Origin of the sequence: Amycolatopsis sacchari (assembly GCF_900114035.1) — a bacterium.
GTDB classification, from domain to species: Bacteria; Actinomycetota; Actinomycetes; order Mycobacteriales; family Pseudonocardiaceae; genus Amycolatopsis_E; species Amycolatopsis_E sacchari.
Map to the genome: position 1 here is coordinate 499703 of NZ_FORP01000001.1, position 16645 is coordinate 516347.

12 protein-coding genes and 1 pseudogene are annotated in these 16645 nt (G+C 70.1%); 7 read left to right on the plus strand and 6 right to left on the minus strand.

The genetic code is table 11. The features are described from left to right. Positions 1 to 21: 21 nt before the first annotated feature. From BMZ92_RS02435 to BMZ92_RS02455, 5 genes and pseudogenes are all read right to left on the minus strand, one after another. On the minus strand, positions 22 to 426 hold the full coding sequence (locus tag BMZ92_RS02435) for a TetR family transcriptional regulator (protein ID WP_091503990.1): 405 nt from the start codon (positions 424 to 426) through the stop codon (positions 22 to 24). Positions 427 to 492: 66 nt separating this feature from the next. Continuing rightward, the gene (locus tag BMZ92_RS02440) at positions 493 to 2538 is read right to left on the minus strand and encodes a S53 family peptidase (RefSeq protein ID WP_091503991.1); all 2046 of its coding nucleotides are present in this window, start codon (positions 2536 to 2538) and stop codon (positions 493 to 495) included. A gap of 111 nt (positions 2539 to 2649) precedes the next feature. Beyond that, the gene (locus tag BMZ92_RS02445; RefSeq protein ID WP_091504313.1) at positions 2650 to 3438 is read right to left on the minus strand and encodes an SAM-dependent methyltransferase; all 789 of its coding nucleotides are present in this window, start codon (positions 3436 to 3438) and stop codon (positions 2650 to 2652) included. 124 nt (positions 3439 to 3562) lie between these two features. Beyond that, positions 3563 to 4643: pseudogene (locus BMZ92_RS02450) on the minus strand (glutathione-independent formaldehyde dehydrogenase). A gap of 458 nt (positions 4644 to 5101) precedes the next feature. Then, positions 5102 to 5665, minus strand: coding sequence for a hemerythrin domain-containing protein (locus BMZ92_RS02455; RefSeq protein WP_091503992.1), 564 nt, complete (start codon positions 5663 to 5665; stop codon positions 5102 to 5104). 396 nt (positions 5666 to 6061) lie between these two features. Between BMZ92_RS02455 and BMZ92_RS02460 the strand changes: the two genes are divergently transcribed. Further along, on the plus strand, positions 6062 to 7669 hold the full coding sequence (locus BMZ92_RS02460; protein WP_091503993.1) for a flavin-containing monooxygenase: 1608 nt from the start codon (positions 6062 to 6064) through the stop codon (positions 7667 to 7669). Positions 7670 to 7719: 50 nt separating this feature from the next. Then, on the plus strand, positions 7720 to 8874 hold the full coding sequence (locus BMZ92_RS02465; protein ID WP_218153375.1) for a mandelate racemase/muconate lactonizing enzyme family protein: 1155 nt from the start codon (positions 7720 to 7722) through the stop codon (positions 8872 to 8874). Between the two features lie 39 nt (positions 8875 to 8913). Here the strand turns inward: BMZ92_RS02465 and BMZ92_RS02470 are convergent, their stop codons facing one another. Continuing rightward, entirely contained in the window at positions 8914 to 10617 is a 1704-nt protein-coding gene (locus BMZ92_RS02470; RefSeq protein ID WP_091503995.1) for a sigma-54-dependent Fis family transcriptional regulator, read from the minus strand. A gap of 179 nt (positions 10618 to 10796) precedes the next feature. On the opposite strand from BMZ92_RS02470, the gene BMZ92_RS02475 reads away from it, so the two are divergent. From BMZ92_RS02475 to BMZ92_RS02495, 5 genes are read left to right on the plus strand one after another with little or no spacing between them, the layout of a single operon-like run. Next, positions 10797 to 11246, plus strand: a complete 450-nt coding sequence (locus tag BMZ92_RS02475) for a hypothetical protein (RefSeq protein ID WP_143249777.1) — start codon at positions 10797 to 10799, stop codon at positions 11244 to 11246. Further along, positions 11243 to 11605 (plus strand): MaoC family dehydratase, encoded by a 363-nt coding sequence (locus tag BMZ92_RS02480; RefSeq protein WP_091503997.1) that lies wholly within the window; start codon positions 11243 to 11245, stop codon positions 11603 to 11605. The genes BMZ92_RS02475 and BMZ92_RS02480 overlap by 4 nt, the downstream gene beginning before the upstream one ends. Next, positions 11596 to 13788 (plus strand): acetate--CoA ligase family protein, encoded by a 2193-nt coding sequence (locus BMZ92_RS02485; protein ID WP_091503998.1) that lies wholly within the window; start codon positions 11596 to 11598, stop codon positions 13786 to 13788. Before BMZ92_RS02480 ends, BMZ92_RS02485 begins: the two co-directional genes overlap by 10 nt. Next, a complete protein-coding gene (locus BMZ92_RS02490; protein ID WP_091503999.1) occupies positions 13785 to 15269 on the plus strand; it encodes an aldehyde dehydrogenase in 1485 nt (494 codons plus the stop codon). The genes BMZ92_RS02485 and BMZ92_RS02490 overlap by 4 nt, the downstream gene beginning before the upstream one ends. After that, on the plus strand, positions 15250 to 16629 hold the full coding sequence (locus BMZ92_RS02495; RefSeq protein ID WP_245782846.1) for an FAD-binding oxidoreductase: 1380 nt from the start codon (positions 15250 to 15252) through the stop codon (positions 16627 to 16629). The genes BMZ92_RS02490 and BMZ92_RS02495 overlap by 20 nt, the downstream gene beginning before the upstream one ends. Positions 16630 to 16645: the final 16 nt, after the last annotated feature.

Consider the following 16645-nt stretch of genomic DNA (forward strand, 5'->3'; position numbering starts at 1 on the left):
GCCCCTTTCCTTGTGGCGAAACTACTCGGTTTCTCTGCCGATGAGCAGGGACTCGCAGAGCTCCGTGAGCCAGGTGAGGTCGGTGGTTCCCCGTAGCCGCGGATCGTCGCGCCACCGCCGGACGATCTCCGTCCACATCTGCTCGTGGCGCGCGGGGATGTGCCGTCGGCTCTCCGCGAGCAGCAACGGGTCGTGCCGGGCCGCCTCGGCGAGTGACTGCAAAAGCATGCCGTTCGCGTCGATCGCCGAGGCGGCGAGCCGCAGACCGGACAGGACGTCCTCGCGCAAGGAGCCGTGCGCCGGCACGCTCCATTCCCGGGAAACGTTCCGCCGGACCGCGGCGACGAACAATTCCTGCTTGCTCGACCAATGCCGGTAGAGGGTGGCCTTCGAAGCACCGGTCACGACGGCGACGGCACGTCCCAAACCCTAGTTGTGCCACCGACCCTCATCGTCCACAGGTTGCGCCGTGGCAGGCGGGGCGGCTCGGCCTTACCTCCGCCGCGCGGGGCAGACAGCGCTGAGGTCGGCGATGAACGTCGTGCTCGGCGCACCCAGGCCGGTGGCGTCGTCGTAGCCGGCCGTCGCCTGCAGCACGCCGTCCTCCCCTTCGGTGAACAGCATCGGGTCGGTCTGGGCCGGTGACTCGAAGCCGTACTCGATCGGCGGGTGGGCCGGATCAACCGGCAGGATGTCGCGGTACGCCCCGGTGGCCCGCGCGCGGTACAGCAGCGGGTTGACGAAACCCAGCGGGTGCCCGACCGCCTGGATCACGTCGGCCTCCATCCCGGCCAGCAGCGGAGACGAAAGGCTCGTGCCGCTGCCCTGGGCCGCCTCGTCGTACTGCCCCTCGACGAGCGCCCCGGTGTAGCCGATGAGCGTGGGAATACCGGCGTCCAGCGCAATGTCCGGTCCGGCGCGGCCGGGCCGCTGGCTGCCGTCCAGCGTGCTCAGCTCGGTCGGCACGACCGGTTTCTGGTAGTCCGGCTGCGGGTAGTAGGGGCTGACCCCGCCACCGGTGCCGCCATCGAAATCGCCCGGCGGAGCAGGCTGGTACCCGGTTCCGTCGGCGTTCGGCTGGGTGACGTGCCGCCCCCACGGGTAATCCCCGATCACCGAGCCGTCCGCGCCGAGGGCCAGGCTGGTCCCGCCGACGTCGGTGGACCAGGGGTCGTCGGCCGGGAAGGCCACGTAGACCGGTTTTCCGGAGAGCGTGTTACCGCTGTCGCCCGCGGAGAAGTCGAACCCGATACCCTCCAGGGCGCCCTGTTCCAGGATTTCGTCCCAGGGCAGCAGGTCGGCGGGCCCGTAGGTCTGCTCACCCCGTGCCCACGAGCCGGTGGCGACGTCCGCGAGCCGCTCGTCCACGACCTTGGTCACCGCGTCGAGGCCGTGGCGAAAATAGTCAGACCCGGCCCCGGAAAAGGTCGTGCAGTCCATGCCGACGTAGACCAGTTTCGCGTCCGGCGCCGCCAGGTGCACCGCCTCGATGTCGATGGCCGACTCGATCCATTGCCCGGCCAGGCCGCCAGGCGCGTTCGAGTGGGACGCGGCGGCGGCCGAATCGCTGGTGCAGTGGGATGACGACGGGGGGCTGACGTCGTCCTCGACGTACTGCCCTGGCGCGAAACCGGGCAGGTCGTGGTCGGCAAAGAACCGGTCGGCGTCCGCGGGCATGTCGGGATTGCGGTCGTCCAGGACGACGGCGACCGTGGCGCCCTTGCCGCTCTGCGGGCTGGTGTCCAGCCCGTAGGCATGCCGCATCTGCTGCGGGGTGTACCCGCAGATCGGGGTGGGTGCGGTGGTCTGGCCGAAGGCCTCGGGAATCGGCGTGGTGTGCTCGGCCCAGTAGTGCGAGCAGGGGATGTCCGTCGCGCTCGCGGTCCGGGTGGTGCGGGCCGCCGGGACGGTGGGGGAGTCGTTGGGCGAGCCGGTTGTCCTGGGCAGCGCCGTTTCGTCGAAGCCGGTGATGCTGAGGATGTCCGGCCCCAGTTCGGCCGGGACCGTGAGATCACCGGTCACGCCGACCTGCCGGAAGGTGGAGCTGCCGATGGGGGCCGGGCTGTCGTACTCGTCGACCCGGGTGGCGAAGGCCGTGTCGAAGGTGGCGGCCGTGGTGGTGATGCCGAGGTAGTGGTCGGTGGTCGCGGTGATCGTGATGCCCTGGCCGGTCAGCCAGTCGCGCACCGCGGCGACCTGGTCGGCCGTCGGGCCGAACGTCCGCTGGAACTGCGCCGGGGTCAGGAAATGGCCGTACTGCGGCGAATCCGGATCGGACACGCCCGTCGCGGCGGCCGCGACACCCGGCCGGTCGGCCAGGTACACCCGCAGGTTGAGCACCTGGGCCGGGTCGAGCGGTTTGCTGGTGCCGGACAGGTTCGTCGGATCGGGGCTGGGCAGCACGACCCTGGACGGGACCGAGGCCGCGCCGGCGGGCGGCGAAGGAGCCATCAGCGCCCCCGCGGCGACCAGCGTCAGCGCCGCCCCGCCCCAGCGTCGGGCCCGCCGCCGGGCCGCCGCGTACACATGCACAGACATGCTGCTCCGTTCCTGAGAAAGCTGGCGAGGACATCCCGTAAGACGCGGCGCGACACCGGCTTCGTTGAGGAGACTGGAACAGGTCTTCGACCCGCCGCCGCAGGGTGCCCGTTAGGGCAGGCTGGCCACAACGATCATCCGCCTGTGATCGGCCGTCAGCGGTCGTCCGTCCTCGCCGTGTCCGGTCACCGCGGCGAACCCCGCTGCGAGCAGCCAGTCGCGGAGCTCGGGGAACCCGAACAACCGCTTGACGAAGGACGTCCGGCGGGATCGCCCATCGCGAAGGACCGTTCGCTCAGCCTCGAACCGCCCGGTCAACGCGTCGAGGCGGTAGCGGTCGACGAGCATGTCACCGTCGTCTCGCGCTGCCACGACCCGCGAGGGCGTGTACGCAGCGAGAAACGACGTGAGGTTGTCCAAGTCCATCACCAGCCGGCCGCCCGGCCGCAGGGCGCCGACGATGGCCCGCAGGACGACGCGGTTGGTGGTGTCGTCGAAATAGCCGAACGCCGTGGACCAGTTGATCACCCGGTCGAACCGTGCCGTCCACGGAATCCGGCGCATGTCGCCGGCCACGTACTCGACGCTGACGCCGATGGCAGCCGCGTCGGCGCGGGCCCGCTCCAGGAAAACGGCCGAGGAGTCGAGACCGGTGACCCGGCAGCCGCGCGCGGCGAGACGATTGGCCAGATCCCCGTGCCCGCAGGCGAGGTCCAGCACGCTCAGGTTCGGTCGCAGATCCAGCAACCGCCACGCCAACTCCGCGACCGTCTCGCCCGACAACCCAGTGGCGGGAAGGGCCGGTCCTCGCCCGGGGAATCCGGTTCCGCCATCGGGAGCAGCGAAGAAATGCAAGTAGTCTTCGTCGTACATCGCCGCCGCGTCGAACAGGTCGCTCATGCCGCGGAGATTAGAGAGGATCACTAACCCGGGCAACACCATTACCGGCTGCGATGCCGATCGCGCCGCAGCCGGTGCGGTGGAGGTCCCCGGCGTGCGCGGGCACGGTTTCCAGCTTGCTCGGTTACGGCCGCAGCAGGACCTTGGTCCAGCCGTTCTCGCGGTGGTCGAACTTGTCGTAGCCTTCGGCGGCGTCGTCGAGGCGGAGTTCGTGGGAGACGAGGAACGACGGGTTCGCGCGGCCCGCGACGATCAGGTCGCGCAGCTGCCGGTTGTAGCGCTTGACCGGGTACTGCCCGGTGCCCATGTGCTGACCCTTGCTGAACAAAGTGCCGTACTGGAAGGGAATCCGGGCCCTGCTGGGCCTGTTCGGTCGCGGCCCCGGGGTCTTGGGGCAGGTACACGCCGACGACGCCGATCCCGCCCGTCGACCGCACCGACTCGACGAGCTTGTCCAGCACGAGTTCCGGATGCTCCTGTCCTGAGGGGTCGTGTGCCTGGTAGCCCACGGCTTCGACGCCGCAGTCGGCGCCCTTCCCGCCGGTCGCGTCGAGGATCTGCTGGGCCGGGTCGGCCTGGGAGAAGTCGACCGGCTGCGCGCCGATCTTCTCGGCGAGCGCGAGCCGTCCGGGTTCCTTATCCACCACGAAAACCTTGGCGGCGCCCCGGATGATCGCGCTGTGCGCGGCCATCAGCCCGACGGGCCCCGCGCCGAACACCACCACCGACTCGCCGGGACGCAACCCGGCGAGTTCGGCGCCGTGCCAGCCGGTGGGGAAGATGTCGGAGAGCATGGTGAAGTCGTTCTCGTGGTCGTTGCCAGGCGGCAGCCGGAGCAGGTTGAAGTCCGCGTGGGGCACGCGGAGGTATTCGGCCTGCCCGCCGTCGTAAGGGCCCATGTTGGCGTAGCCGTAGGCCGCGCCGTCCATGCCTTCGGTGGGGTTGGTGCGCAGGCAGAACGACGCCCAGCCAGCCTCGCAGTTGCGGCAGGACCCGCAGGCGATGTTGAACGGCACCGAGACGCGGCCACCGGCCTCGATGCGGCCGACGGCGCTGCCCGCCTCCGCCACGACGCCCATGTTCTCGTGGCCGAGGATCTTGCCTTCCTCCACCGAAGTGCGGCCTTCGTACATGTGCAGATCGGATCCGCAGATGTTGGTGGTGGTGATGTGCACGATCGCATCACCCGGCGACGAGCGGTCCAGGCGGCCTACCCGAGCCTGCGGCGGGTAAACGTCGCCGCGCGCTCAGGGCAGGACGAGCAACCCGGTCGGCATTGCGGCACCGGATGACCGGAATGGAAGCGGTGGAGACCGCCGGCACCAGCCTGAGCACGCGAAGGGGACTGGCACACGTCCGGCGTGAGTCGCGAGCAGGGCGACCAACACCGCGCGCGGTCGGACGAACCGGAGGCCACGCGGTTTCCGGCGCCGTGTGGCCCGACGCGGCGTACGGCGTCCCCGGGGTTTGCCCTGCCCGGTGGTGGACGGGGGAAGGCCGGCAGGGGCGAGCGCGAACAGCGGCCCGGTTGAGCTCACGGTGACGCGCCCGGCTGTGCAGCTCGAACCGGTCGACGCTGCGGTAGTACTCGGGCAGCGTCACGGCGACCAGGACCAGCGCGCCGTTGACCGTGCTCCACACCGCTCGCGCGCCGGCACGGGGTTCAGCCGTTACGGTTGCGCAGCGCGTCGCGCAGGCGGTCGATGAGCCCGGCGCCGGGGTCGAGGATCAGGTTGGCCGGGGGCTTGTCGGGTGCGGCAGGGTGCGGTCGGGTGGGGGCGATCTTCTTGGCCTTGACCACCTTCTCGCCGAGTTCGCGCAGTTCCTCGGCGCTGCAGGCCTGCTGCAGTTTGGGCAGGAGGTCTTCTTCTTCGTCCTTGATGTGGTGGCGGATGTCCTTCATCAGATCGCCGAGCAGCTGGTCGAAGCGGGGGTCGTCGGCGGGAACGTTCTCTAGCTGCTTCATCACCTGTTCTGCTTCCGCGTGTTCCTCGAGTTCGTGGTCGGCGAGCTCGTCGCCGTTGTCGAGGTAGCGGCGGGCCGCGGGGTACATGAGCTGTTCCTCGGCCACGGAGTGTCGCACCAGTTCGGTGATGACGTGGTCGGCGAGCCGCCGGCGGTGGTCAGGGGTGCCCTCGCCGGTTTCCAGCTCCTGGAAGATCTGCTCGACCTCGCGGTGGTCGGTGGTGATGACGGAGATCAGGTCGGTCTTGTCAGTGGCGGTCATCTCGACGCTCCGTTCGGGAAGGAATCGGACGGGCTCTGGCGTACCCTCTCCGTCGCGGATGAACCGCGTCAGCAGAGTGTGCCTGGTTCGGCTCGGCGCAGCTTCCCGAGCATTTCTTCGGCGTCGGCCAGCTGAGGCGCCCATTTCGGACGGGCCATGCCGGCCCCTCTCCACAATGGAGTGTCCGCGGGACCAGCGCGGCTTCGTTCTGTGGGCCGTACCGCGGTTCCGCGAGCACCTGTCGCACGATGCCGTGTGGCGTCAGTGCGATGTCCGCCGGTACGCGTGACCGGGTCCGTGCCGGCCCACCGTCAAGAAATGGAACACGTCACGGCGACGGCCCGCTCGTAGCGTCCGTTGCGACGCGGACGCACCCGCACCAGCAACGAGAACGGAATGAAGATGACACAGTCGGGTACTTCGTACGACGCAGTCGTGGTGGGCGCCGGATTCAGCGGCCTGTACGCGCTCCACAAGCTCCGCGACCACTTGGGGCTCTCGGTCCGGCTCTTCGAGAAGGGCACGAGCGTCGGCGGCACATGGCACTGGAACCGTTACCCGGGAGCGCTTTCGGACAGCGAGACCTACGTCTACGCCTACTCCTTCGACGACGACCTGCTGCAGCAGCAGGATCTGTCCACCCGGTATGCCACCCAGCCCCAGGTACTGCGCTATCTGGAGAGCGTCGTCGAGAGGAAGGACCTCGCGCGCGACATCCAGCTGGACACGACGGTCAACGCCGCCCGCTTCGACGAGACCGCGAACCAGTGGGTGATCTCGACGAGCACGGGGCAGACCGTCACCTCGCGCTACCTGGTGACGGGGCTGGGACCGCTGTCGGCCGCGAACGTCCCCGAGATCGACGGGATCGACACCTTCGACGGACAGGTCATCCATACCAGCAAGTGGCCCGAGACCCACGACTTCACCGGCAAACGCGTCGGAGTGGTCGGCACCGGCTCCACCGGTGTCCAGCTGATCACCGCCATCGCGAGTGAGGTGGGGGAGCTCACCGTCTTCCAGCGCACACCGCAGTACTGCGTGCCACTGCGGAACCGGCCGCTGGAGCCGCAGGAGATCGCCGACATCCGGAGCAACTACAAGGAGATCTGGAACTCGGTTTACAACTCGGGGCTGGGGTTCGGCTTCGTGGAGTCGGAGATCCCGGCGATGAGCGTGTCTCCTGAGCAGCGCCGCGCGATCTTCGAGGAAGCCTGGCAGAAGGGTGGCGGCTTCTACTTCATGTTCGGGACCTTCAGCGACATCGGCACCAACCCGGAGGCGAACGAGGAGGCCGCGGCCTTCATCCGCACCAAGATCGCCGAGATCGTCGACGACCCCGAAACAGCCCGGAAGCTCACCCCCACCGACTACTACGCGCGGCGCCCCGTCTGTGACTCCGGCTACTACGCGACCTTCAACCGCGACAACGTCTCGCTGGTCGACGTCCGGGAGACGCCGATCGTGAAGGTGACGCCGCGAGGAGTGGTTCTTTCCGACGGTGCCGAGATCGGCCTGGACGTGCTGATCTTCGCCACCGGTTTCGACGCCGTCGAAGGCAGCTACCGCTCCATCGACATCCGCGGCCGTGGTGGCGTGAAACTGGCCGACCACTGGTCGGAGGCGCCGAGGGGGTACCTGGGAATGACCGTGGCCGGGTTTCCCAACCTGTTCACGATCTTCGGGCCCAACAGCAGCTTCTGCAACAACCCGCCCATGATCTCCTCGCAGGTCGACTGGATCGGGCGGACCGTCGGCTTCCTGGAGCGCAGTGAGCACACGCTGATCGAGCCGACCGGCGCGGCCGAGGACCGGTGGATGCGGCAGTGCGAGGACATCGCGAACCAGACGCTCTTCCCCAAGGTCGAGTCGTGGATTTTCGGCCACAACGTCAAGGGCAAACCCACCACCGCCCGCTTCTACATGGGTGGCCTGTCGACGTACCGGGGAATCCTGGACGAGGTCACCGAGAACGGCTACGACGGCTTCGTGCTCAGCAGCTGATCGTCGACCATTGACACCGACTGCACGAATCCGGCAGCCAGGAGGCGAGTTTGAGCGGCCCCGATCCTGACCTCGACATCCGGACCATCGAGGCCTTCCCGATCTCCCTGCCACTGGTGGACGGCCCGAGGCTGGCGTTGGGGCGGGCCGTCAAGCGCGACGCCGTGATCGTGAAGGTCACAACGGCCGGCGGCCTCGTGGGGTACGGCGAAGCGCATCACGGACGGGCGGCGGGTGTGGTCGCGAGGATCGTCGATTCCGTTCTTCCGGACCTCGTGCTTCCCGCCTCGGCGCTGGACGTCGTCGGCATCTGGCGACGGGTGTACGACGGCCAGCTGCGCAGCCACGGTCTCGGCGCGGCGACGGTGCTGGCGATGAGCGGCCTCGACATGGCGTTGTGGGACATCAGGGGCAAAGCGGCCCGCTGGCCTCTCTACCGCATGCTCGGAGGCACACGGCGCGACCTCCCGGCTTATGCCGGGGGCGTCGCGCTGGGCTGGCAACCCGTGCCGCGACTGGTCGAGGAGGTCGCTGCCGCCACGGCACGGGGATACCGCGCGGTCAAGCTCCGCGTGGGTGAACGGCCCGACCTGGATGCGGCACGCGTCTCGGCCGTGCGAGCGGCCGACGAGCGGCTCACGATCATGGTTGACGCCAATACGGCCTACTCGCCGGGTGAGCTGGTCCGGGCATTGCCGTCCTTCGAGGAGACAGGCGTCGAGTGGATCGAGGAGCCGTTCGCGCCACAGGCCGTAGACAGCTACCGGCGGGCGGCCGGTCTCACCCGGATCCGGCTCGCCGCGGGCGAGAACCTGTACACACGTTACGAGTTCGCGCCGGTTCTCCGGTCTGGCTTCCTCGGGGAGGTCCAGCCCGACGTCGCGAAGACCGGTGGCGTCACCGAGTTCATGAGGATCGCCGCGCTGGCATCGGCGGCCGGAGTGCGGGTCAGCCCGCACAGCTCCGTGACCGGGCTCAGCCAGGCCGCGACCGTCCACGTGCTGTCCGCGATCGACAACCCCGGCTTCTACGAGTCGGACGTCACCCCCGAGCACGCCTTTCGTGAGCGGTTGACCTCGACGCCGCACGACACGAGCTCGCCCGGTACTGTCCGGGCGCTTGATGCCCCGGGGCTCGGGGTGCGCGTCGACGAGGACTTCATCGCCGCGCATCCCTTCGTCCCGGGGCCCAACTTCGTCCCGTGAACATCAGCTCCGCCGGAAACGACGTGGCGGACATCCGAGCTAGCCGACCTCCACGTGGGTCGTGGGCACCGAAATTCGGTACGCCCGGATCTTGGCGTACAGCGTGGGACGGGAAACGCCCAGTTCGCGCGCGGCGACGGTCTTGTTCCCGTTGGCGCGGGTGAGCACCCTGGTGATCACCTCCGCCTCGGCTCGCTCGATGAGCGAGAGATGACGATTGGTCCAGGTCTCCAGCCGCACGCTGTCGGGCAGGTGGGCCGGATTCACCACGGTGCCGTCCGAGCTCACGACCGCGGTGCGCACGGCTTGGCGCAACTCCGCGACGTTGCCGGGCCAGGTGTAGCGCTGGAGCACCTCCCGGGTCTCCGGCGCCAGCGGCACATCGCCGGCGAAGGTGTCGGCGAGCGGCTGGATCTCGTCCTGGCGGTTCCGGAGCGGCCCCAGGTCGATGACGGTGGCGCCGAGGGCGTCCACGATCGAGAGCAGCCACGCGGGCTGCTCCCCGCGCCCCACCGTGACGGTCGCGCCGAGCCGTGGGGGTTCGGCCGCCGCGGACAGGATGCTCGCGACCGCCCGGGCGGTGCGCTGGTCCAGGCTGTCCAGATGGGTGACGACCAAGGGCGTCGTGCGGTTCAGGGACCGGCGAAGCATACCCAGCCAGGCCTCCGGGCCGTCGGCCGCGATGTCGGAGGCGTCGAGGACCTCGGCCCCGGCTCCCAGGGCGTCGACGACCACGTGCTTCTTGCCCACCCCGGGTTCGCCACGCAGGACGACGGCACCACCGTCGCGCACCACGCGACCGACGGTCTCGCGGACCCGGGCGTGCGCCGAAGCCGTGGCGCCGTGCGGCGGCCCCGCGCTCACGGTGGGCACCGGCGTCTCGTGCTGGGGAGTGTCGAAGACCAGGAGCGCACCGAGGAGGCTCTTGCCGTCGAAGATGGCGCGGACGGTCGCGCTCCACCCCGGCGCCACCTCTATCGTGAGGTCAGGGCCGTCGACCGTGTCGAGAACGCGACCCCAGAGCACCTCGTGCCGGAAGTTCGGGACCGGGGCGAGATGGTTGCCGATGATCAACTCGCTGTTCAGGGCGACGACCGGGTGGGCGCTGCGCGCGCGAGCGTCGAGGAACGCATCGAGCAGCCGGCGCTCGCGCGCCCCGGCCGCATCCTTCAGCGCGGTCTGGACCTCGCGTGCCATCTTCTGCACCAGCGGCGCGACGGCCGATTCCTGGTAGTTCGGCGACCAGGTCAGGTTGATGGTGCCCAGGATCCGGTGCGTTATCGGGTCGACGACCGGGGTCGCCACGCAGTTGAACCGGTGGAACGCCTCCCGGTAGTGCTCCTCGGACCGGACCGCGGCCGTCCGGCCGACCTCCAGCGAGGTGCCGACCGCGTTGGTCCCGATGAGCTCCTCGTTGAACGAGTGCCCGACCAGCAGGCCGGCCAGGTCGAGCTGGTGGCGCAGGCGCGAATCGGGAGCCCAGCGCCACAGGACGTGGGCGGCCCCATTCGCCATGGCCAGGCAGGTCTCGGAGTCCGCCAGCAGCTCGGCCATCTCGGTCATGAGGGGGATGGCGACCCGGGCGAAGCGGCTCTCGATGTCGATCTCGATGCGCTCGAAGTCCTGCGCCAGCGGGCTGACGCCGCTGAGTCGCGAGCGCCGCCACGAGGTCAGGATCTCTTCGCGCAGGTCAGGAGGCTCATCGCCGTGCTGGAAGGCCTCCCATGCGAGTCGGCTGGACATGCTCACCTCTCTCATCGCCACGTGTGTCTCCCAGCATGGAGCCCAGTGGCAGGAGTCACATTGTAAGAAACTTGAACGGGGAACGGGGGGCATCCACCGGCGAGACTTCCGGACGCAGGGCCGCCGCCGATCGTGCCGGCGCGGCCAGGACCCGGAGTCAGGAAGAGGTGGACCCGAGCATGTCGACCAGGCCTCCCGCTCGGTTCGAAGACATCGCGTTCGCGGAGCTGCGGGTCGGAAAGCCGTACCGCACCAGCTACGAGCTCGGCCTCGATCTGGTGGCGGCTTTCCGGGCGGCCGCCGCACCTGGGCGCAACCAGATCCCGCACGTGGGCGAGCTCGTGCCGCCGGCGGTGTACTCCACCTTCCGGCCGATGTTCGAGGCACTGGGCGGACGGATGGAGCAGGGGACCATCCACACCCACCAGTCGGTCACCGTGGCCACCCCGCCGGCACGGGCCGGGGATGTGCTCGACGTCGAGGTGACCGTCGTCCGGGCCGAGGAGACCGCGGACCGCCGCCGCCTCGTCGAGGTGGCCACCGAGTACCGGCACGAGGGGCGCCGCGTGTGCAGCACCCGCAGCCGCTACCTGTGGGGGTTCTCGGCCGCGCGTGAGGACGAGCGATGACCACGGTCCTGCGTATGACGTTCGGCCAGGACGACGTGGACCGGTTCGGCCGGTTCAGCGGCGGTGACGGCCGAATCCACACCGACCCCGGCTACGCGCGTTCGACGCCGTTCGGCCGGACCCTGGTCCAGGGCATGCTGCTGGTCGCCCTCGTCGAGCGTGCGGTGGAGCTCGTGGAGTCCCCGGCGCGGGCTGACTCGCGGCTCGACGTCACCTTCGTCGCGCCCGTCGGGGTTGGCGACGAAGTCGCGATCACGCACACCCGCAAGGGCACGAGTGCGCGGTTCGAAGCGACCACCAGCGCCGGGACCGTACTGGTCGCCGTCCTGCACCCGACCGAGGAGACCCAGTGGCCCTGAGCGAGCTCGACCGCGGCCGCACCACGCCGCCCGCTTCGAACCTCGACGCCCTGTTCCGGCCGGCTTCGGTCGTGGTGGTCGGGGCGTCGAACGAGCGCACGAAGATCGGGGGCCGCCTGCTGAGCCACCTGCTGCGCTACGGGTACACGGGACGGCTGTACGTCGTCCACCCGTCCGACCCGGCAGTGCAGGGCGTCGCCGCGTACCGTTCGGTCGACGAGCTGCCCGCGGACAGCGCCCTGGACCTGGCGATCGTGGCAGTGCCCGCCGTGCGGGTGCCGGAGACGATCCGGTCGCTGGCCCACCGCGGTGTCCGCGTCGCCGTCATCGTCAGCTCCGGCTTCGGCGAGACGGGAGACGCGGGCCGCGCGCTCGAGGACGAGGTCCGCGACTGCGCGCGGCGCAGCGGCATGCGGGTCCTCGGGCCCAACTGTCAGGGTGTGGCGAACACGTCGGTGGGACTCGCGGCCTCTTTCTCCTCCGTGTTCGGGCGCACGGAGGAGGTGCCGGACGGGACCACAGCGGTCATCAGCCAGAGCGGGGCCATGGCCGCGGTGCTCACCGAGCTGTCCTCCGGGCACGTCGACGGTGTTCGCTACTGGGCGGCCACCGGCAACGAGCTCGACCTGACCGTGGCCGACCTCGTCGCTGAGGTCGCGACCGACCCCGGCGTCCGCGTGGTGCAGGTCTACCTGGAGAACATGCGCGCCGCCGATCGCCTGGTCCAGGCAGCACGGACCGCGCACGAGCGGGGAGCGGCTGTCCTCGTGCTGAAGGCGGGAGCGTCGGAGGAGGGCGCCCGGGCCGCCTCCTCCCACACCGGCGCCCTGGCCCAGGAGGACAAGGTGGTCGATGCGTTCCTGTCCCGCCATGGTCTGGTGCGTGCTCGGGACGCTCGCCAGATGAGCGAGCTGGCCCGCCTGTTCGCGGGGCGGAAGAAGCCGCGGGGCAACCGCGTCGGCATCGTCACCAACTCCGGCGGCCTCGGCGTGCTGCTGGCCGACGAGGCCGCGGTCAACGGGCTCGCGATGGCCGAATTCGGCCCGGACACCCGCACCAGGCTCACCGAGACCCTGCCACCCTTCGCGGCGACGGCCAACCCGATCGACGTGACCGCTCAATTGCTCAGCCGCCCGGAGCTGCTCGGCGCGGCGATCCGGGCGGTGGAGGCCGAGCCCGGCGTGGACGTGGTCGTCGTCGCTCTCGGCATCCTCGGCGACTACTACGATCTCGACCGGATCCTCGCCGACGTGGTCGAGCTGGACCGCCGGACCGAGAAGCTCGTCGTGGTGTGCTGGGTCGCCGGTGACGCCGCGATGCCCGGGCGGCTGGCCGGCGCCGGGATTCCGACGTACGACGACACCGCCGCGACCATGAGGGCGCTCGGCGCCTTCGTCGCCCATGCGCGGCACGTCGAGCGCGAGCGCCGCGCCGACCCGCAGACGTCCGTGCCGACCGCCCGGCTGACCGGCCCGCTGCCGCGCGCGGCGGGCGGCCCCCTGTCCGAGGCCGCGGGCAAGCGGTTGCTCCGCTCGTGGGGCCTGCCCGTCGTCGACGGCCGGCTGGCCGTGTCGGCCGACGAGGCCGCGGCGGCCGCTCGCGAGCTGGGTTTCCCGGTCGTGCTGAAGGTTTCCGCCGCCGGGCTCGCGCACAAGACAGAGCTGGGGCTGGTCGACGTCGGCATCGGCGACGAGGCCGAACTGCGGGCGGCGGCCGCGCGGATGCTGGCGGCCACCGAGGCGAACGTCCACGGAGACGGCCAGGTCGACGGGCTCCTGGTCGAGCCTTGCCTCGACGGCGGGCTCGAGATGAGCGTGGGGCTGCTGCGGGATCCGTCAGTCGGGAACGTGGTGGTCGTCGGTGCGGGCGGCACGGCGGCCGAGGTGCTCGCCGACGTGCAGCTGCTCATCCCGCCGCTCACCACTGAGCTGGTGCGCGAGGCCATCCATCGCCTCCGCGTAGCCCCTCTGCTCCACGGCTTCCGTGGCGCACCGGCGCGTGACGTCGACAGCCTCGTGCGGTTGGTGCTCGACCTGGCAACCACCCCGGCGGTCCTGGCCGGCCAGGTGGCGTCCCTCGACCTCAATCCCGTGCTCGTGATGCCGTCCGGTCAAGGGTCGGTCGCCGTCGACGTCGCGCTCACGCCCGGACATCCCACCTCTGACATCAAGGAAGGCAGATGACCACGCAAGCACCCAGCACACTCCAGCACTACCGGATGATCATCGGCGGCGAGCGGGTCGACAGCCGGGGCGGCGCCACGTTCGCCTCCCGGAACCCCTACACCGGACTCGACTGGGCGCAGGCGCCCGACGGAACGGCCGAGGACGTCGATCACGCCGTGCGCTGTGCCCGGGCGGCGATCGAGGGGCCCTGGGGACGGATGACCGCCACCCAGCGCGGCCGGATCATGCGCCGTGCCGCCGATCTCCTCGAGGAGAACGCGGACCGGCTCGCGGAGATTGAGACGCGCGACTCCGGCCGCGTCATCCGGGAAACCCGGAGCCTGGCCCGCTACATGCCGGAGTGGTTCCACTACTTCGCGGGCCTGGCCGACAAGATCGAAGGGGCCACGATCCCCAGCGACAAGCCGGGCTTCGCCCTCTACACCCGCCCCAAGCCGGTGGGGGTGGTGGGCGCGATCGTGCCGTGGAACTCGGCACTCCTGATGCTCGCGTTCAAGCTCGCGCCCGCACTGGCCGCCGGTTGCACGATAGTGGTCAAGCCGAGCGACTTCACGCCCGCCACCGCACTGGAAGTCGCGGACCTGCTCGAGCAGGCAGGACTGCCGGGCGGGGTGGTCAATGTGGTCACGGGTGTGGGACCGACCGTGGGCCAGGCGCTCGTCGCGCACCCAGGCGTGGACAAGGTCGCGTTCACCGGCTCGACCACCACGGGCATCGCGGTGGCACGAGCGGCCGCGGACAACCTGACGCGCGTCAGTCTCGAACTCGGGGGCAAGTCTCCACAGGTGATCTTCCCCGACGCCGACCTCGACGCCGCGGTCAACGGCGTGCTGGCCGGGATCTTCTCGGCCAGCGGGCAGAACTGCATGGCCGGCTCCCGCGTGATCGCTCACCACGAAATCCACGACGAGCTGGTGAAGCGCGTTGCCGAGCGCGCCGCGACGCTCGTGGTCGGTGATCCGATGGACCCGGAAACGGATATGGGCCCGCTGATCAACGACGCGCAACTCCGCAGGGTCCTCGACTTCTGCGACTCGGCACGCGCCGAGGGGGCCTCCATCCGCCACGGCGGGAACCGGCACCGCGACGGCGGACTGCTCGTCGAGCCGACGGTCATCGCCGACGCCGGCCGGGAGATGCGGGTGTTCCGCGAGGAGATCTTCGGGCCGGTCGTGACCGCGCTGACCTTCGAAACCGAGGCCGAGGCGATCGAACTGGCCAACGACACGCCGTACGGTCTGGCCGGCGCGGTGTGGACCAAGGACATCCAGCGTGCACACCGGGTGGCCGACGCCATCAACGCCGGCACGGTGTGGATCAACGCCTACCGGGCGATCGCCCCCGGTGCGCCGTTCGGAGGCATGAAGCACAGCGGCATCGGGCGGGAGAACGGCATCGAGGCGGTGCGTGACTTCCTGGAGACGAAGACGATCTGGATCGAGCTGACGGGGGAGAGCCGTGATCCCTTCGCACGCTGACCCCGGCCTGGCCGAGCTCCTCGATTCCCTGCCCGCGGACCGGGTGATCACGGACCCGGACCGGATGGCCGGTTACCGGTGGGACCGGGCCCGTGCCCCGGAGGTGGGCACGCCACTCGCGGTAGTTCGGGCCACCAGCACGGAGGACGTGCAGGCCGCGGTGAGGTTCGCGGCACGGCACGCGATCCCGGTCGTGCCGCGGGGTGCCGGTTCCGGCCTCTCCGGCGGCTCGTCGGCCGTCGACGGGTGTCTGGTCGTCTCGACCGAGCGCATGTGCGACATCGAGGTGGACCCGGTCACCCGGACGCTGGTCACCGGTCCCGGAGCGCTGAACGCACAGGTCAAGGCGGCTGCCGCCGCGCATGGTCTGTGGTACCCGCCCGACCCGTCGTCGTACGAGTTCTGCAGCATCGGAGGCAACGTCGCCACCAACGCCGGCGGGCTGTGCTGTGTGAAGTACGGGGTCACCACCGACTACGTGCTCGGCCTGACCGTCGTGCTTGCGGACGGCACGGCGGTGGAGCTGGGAGGCCCGCGGCTGAAGGATGTCGCGGGCCTCTCCCTCACGAAGCTCTTCGTCGGCAGCGAGGGCACCCTCGGGATCGTCACCCGGATCGTCCTGCGGCTGATCCCGGCGCAACGCATCCCGTCGACACTGGTGGCGACGTTCGCCGCCCTCGATGCGGCGGCCGAGGCGGTCTTGGCCATCACCCGGAGGATGCGGCCCTCGATGCTCGAATTCATGGACAAGGTGTCGATCAACGCCGTCGAGGACGTGACACGGATGGGGCTCGACCGCGGCGCCGAGGCCATGCTGGTCATCCAGACCGACGAGCCTGCCGGGCACGCCGCCGTCGAGATCGCGGACATGTCCCGGCTGTGTGAGGAACACGGCGCCACCGAGGTCTTCTCGACCGATGAGGCGGAGACCGGCGAGATGTTCGTGACGGCCCGCCGCATGGCGATCCCCGCCGTCGAGCAGAAGGGCTCCCTGCTGCTCGAGGACGTGGGCGTGCCGCTACCGCGGCTGGGTGCCCTGGTCCGGGGCATCGAGGAGATCTCACGCGCCCGGGACATCGTCGTCGCCGTGATCGCCCACGCCGGCGACGGGAACACCCACCCCCTCGTGGTCTTCGACCCCACCGACCCGGGGCAGACCGCACGTGCCCAGGCCGCTTACGGCGAGATCATGGACCTGGCCATCGCGCTCGACGGCACGATCACCGGTGAACACGGGGTGGGGCGCCTCAAGAAGCCCTGGCTCGGCTCCTATCTCGGCGACGACGCGCTGGCTCTGAACCACAGGGTGAAGCAGGCCTTGGATCCGCAGGGAATCCTCAACCCCGGAGCCGTTTTCTGACGACGCCGCAGCGGGT

Coding starts and splice junctions, on each gene's coding strand:
- BMZ92_RS02480 (WP_091503997.1), top strand. CDS start 11,243: ATGACCACGGTCCTGCGTATGACGTTCGGCCAGGACGACGTGGACCGG.
- BMZ92_RS02460 (WP_091503993.1), top strand. CDS start 6,062: ATGAAGATGACACAGTCGGGTACTTCGTACGACGCAGTCGTGGTGGGC.
- BMZ92_RS02440 (WP_091503991.1), bottom strand. CDS start 2,538: ATGTCTGTGCATGTGTACGCGGCGGCCCGGCGGCGGGCCCGACGCTGG.
- BMZ92_RS02490 (WP_091503999.1), top strand. CDS start 13,785: ATGACCACGCAAGCACCCAGCACACTCCAGCACTACCGGATGATCATC.
- BMZ92_RS02455 (WP_091503992.1), bottom strand. CDS start 5,665: ATGACCGCCACTGACAAGACCGACCTGATCTCCGTCATCACCACCGAC.
- BMZ92_RS02475 (WP_143249777.1), top strand. CDS start 10,797: ATGTCGACCAGGCCTCCCGCTCGGTTCGAAGACATCGCGTTCGCGGAG.
- BMZ92_RS02470 (WP_091503995.1), bottom strand. CDS start 10,617: ATGTCCAGCCGACTCGCATGGGAGGCCTTCCAGCACGGCGATGAGCCT.
- BMZ92_RS02445 (WP_091504313.1), bottom strand. CDS start 3,438: ATGAGCGACCTGTTCGACGCGGCGGCGATGTACGACGAAGACTACTTG.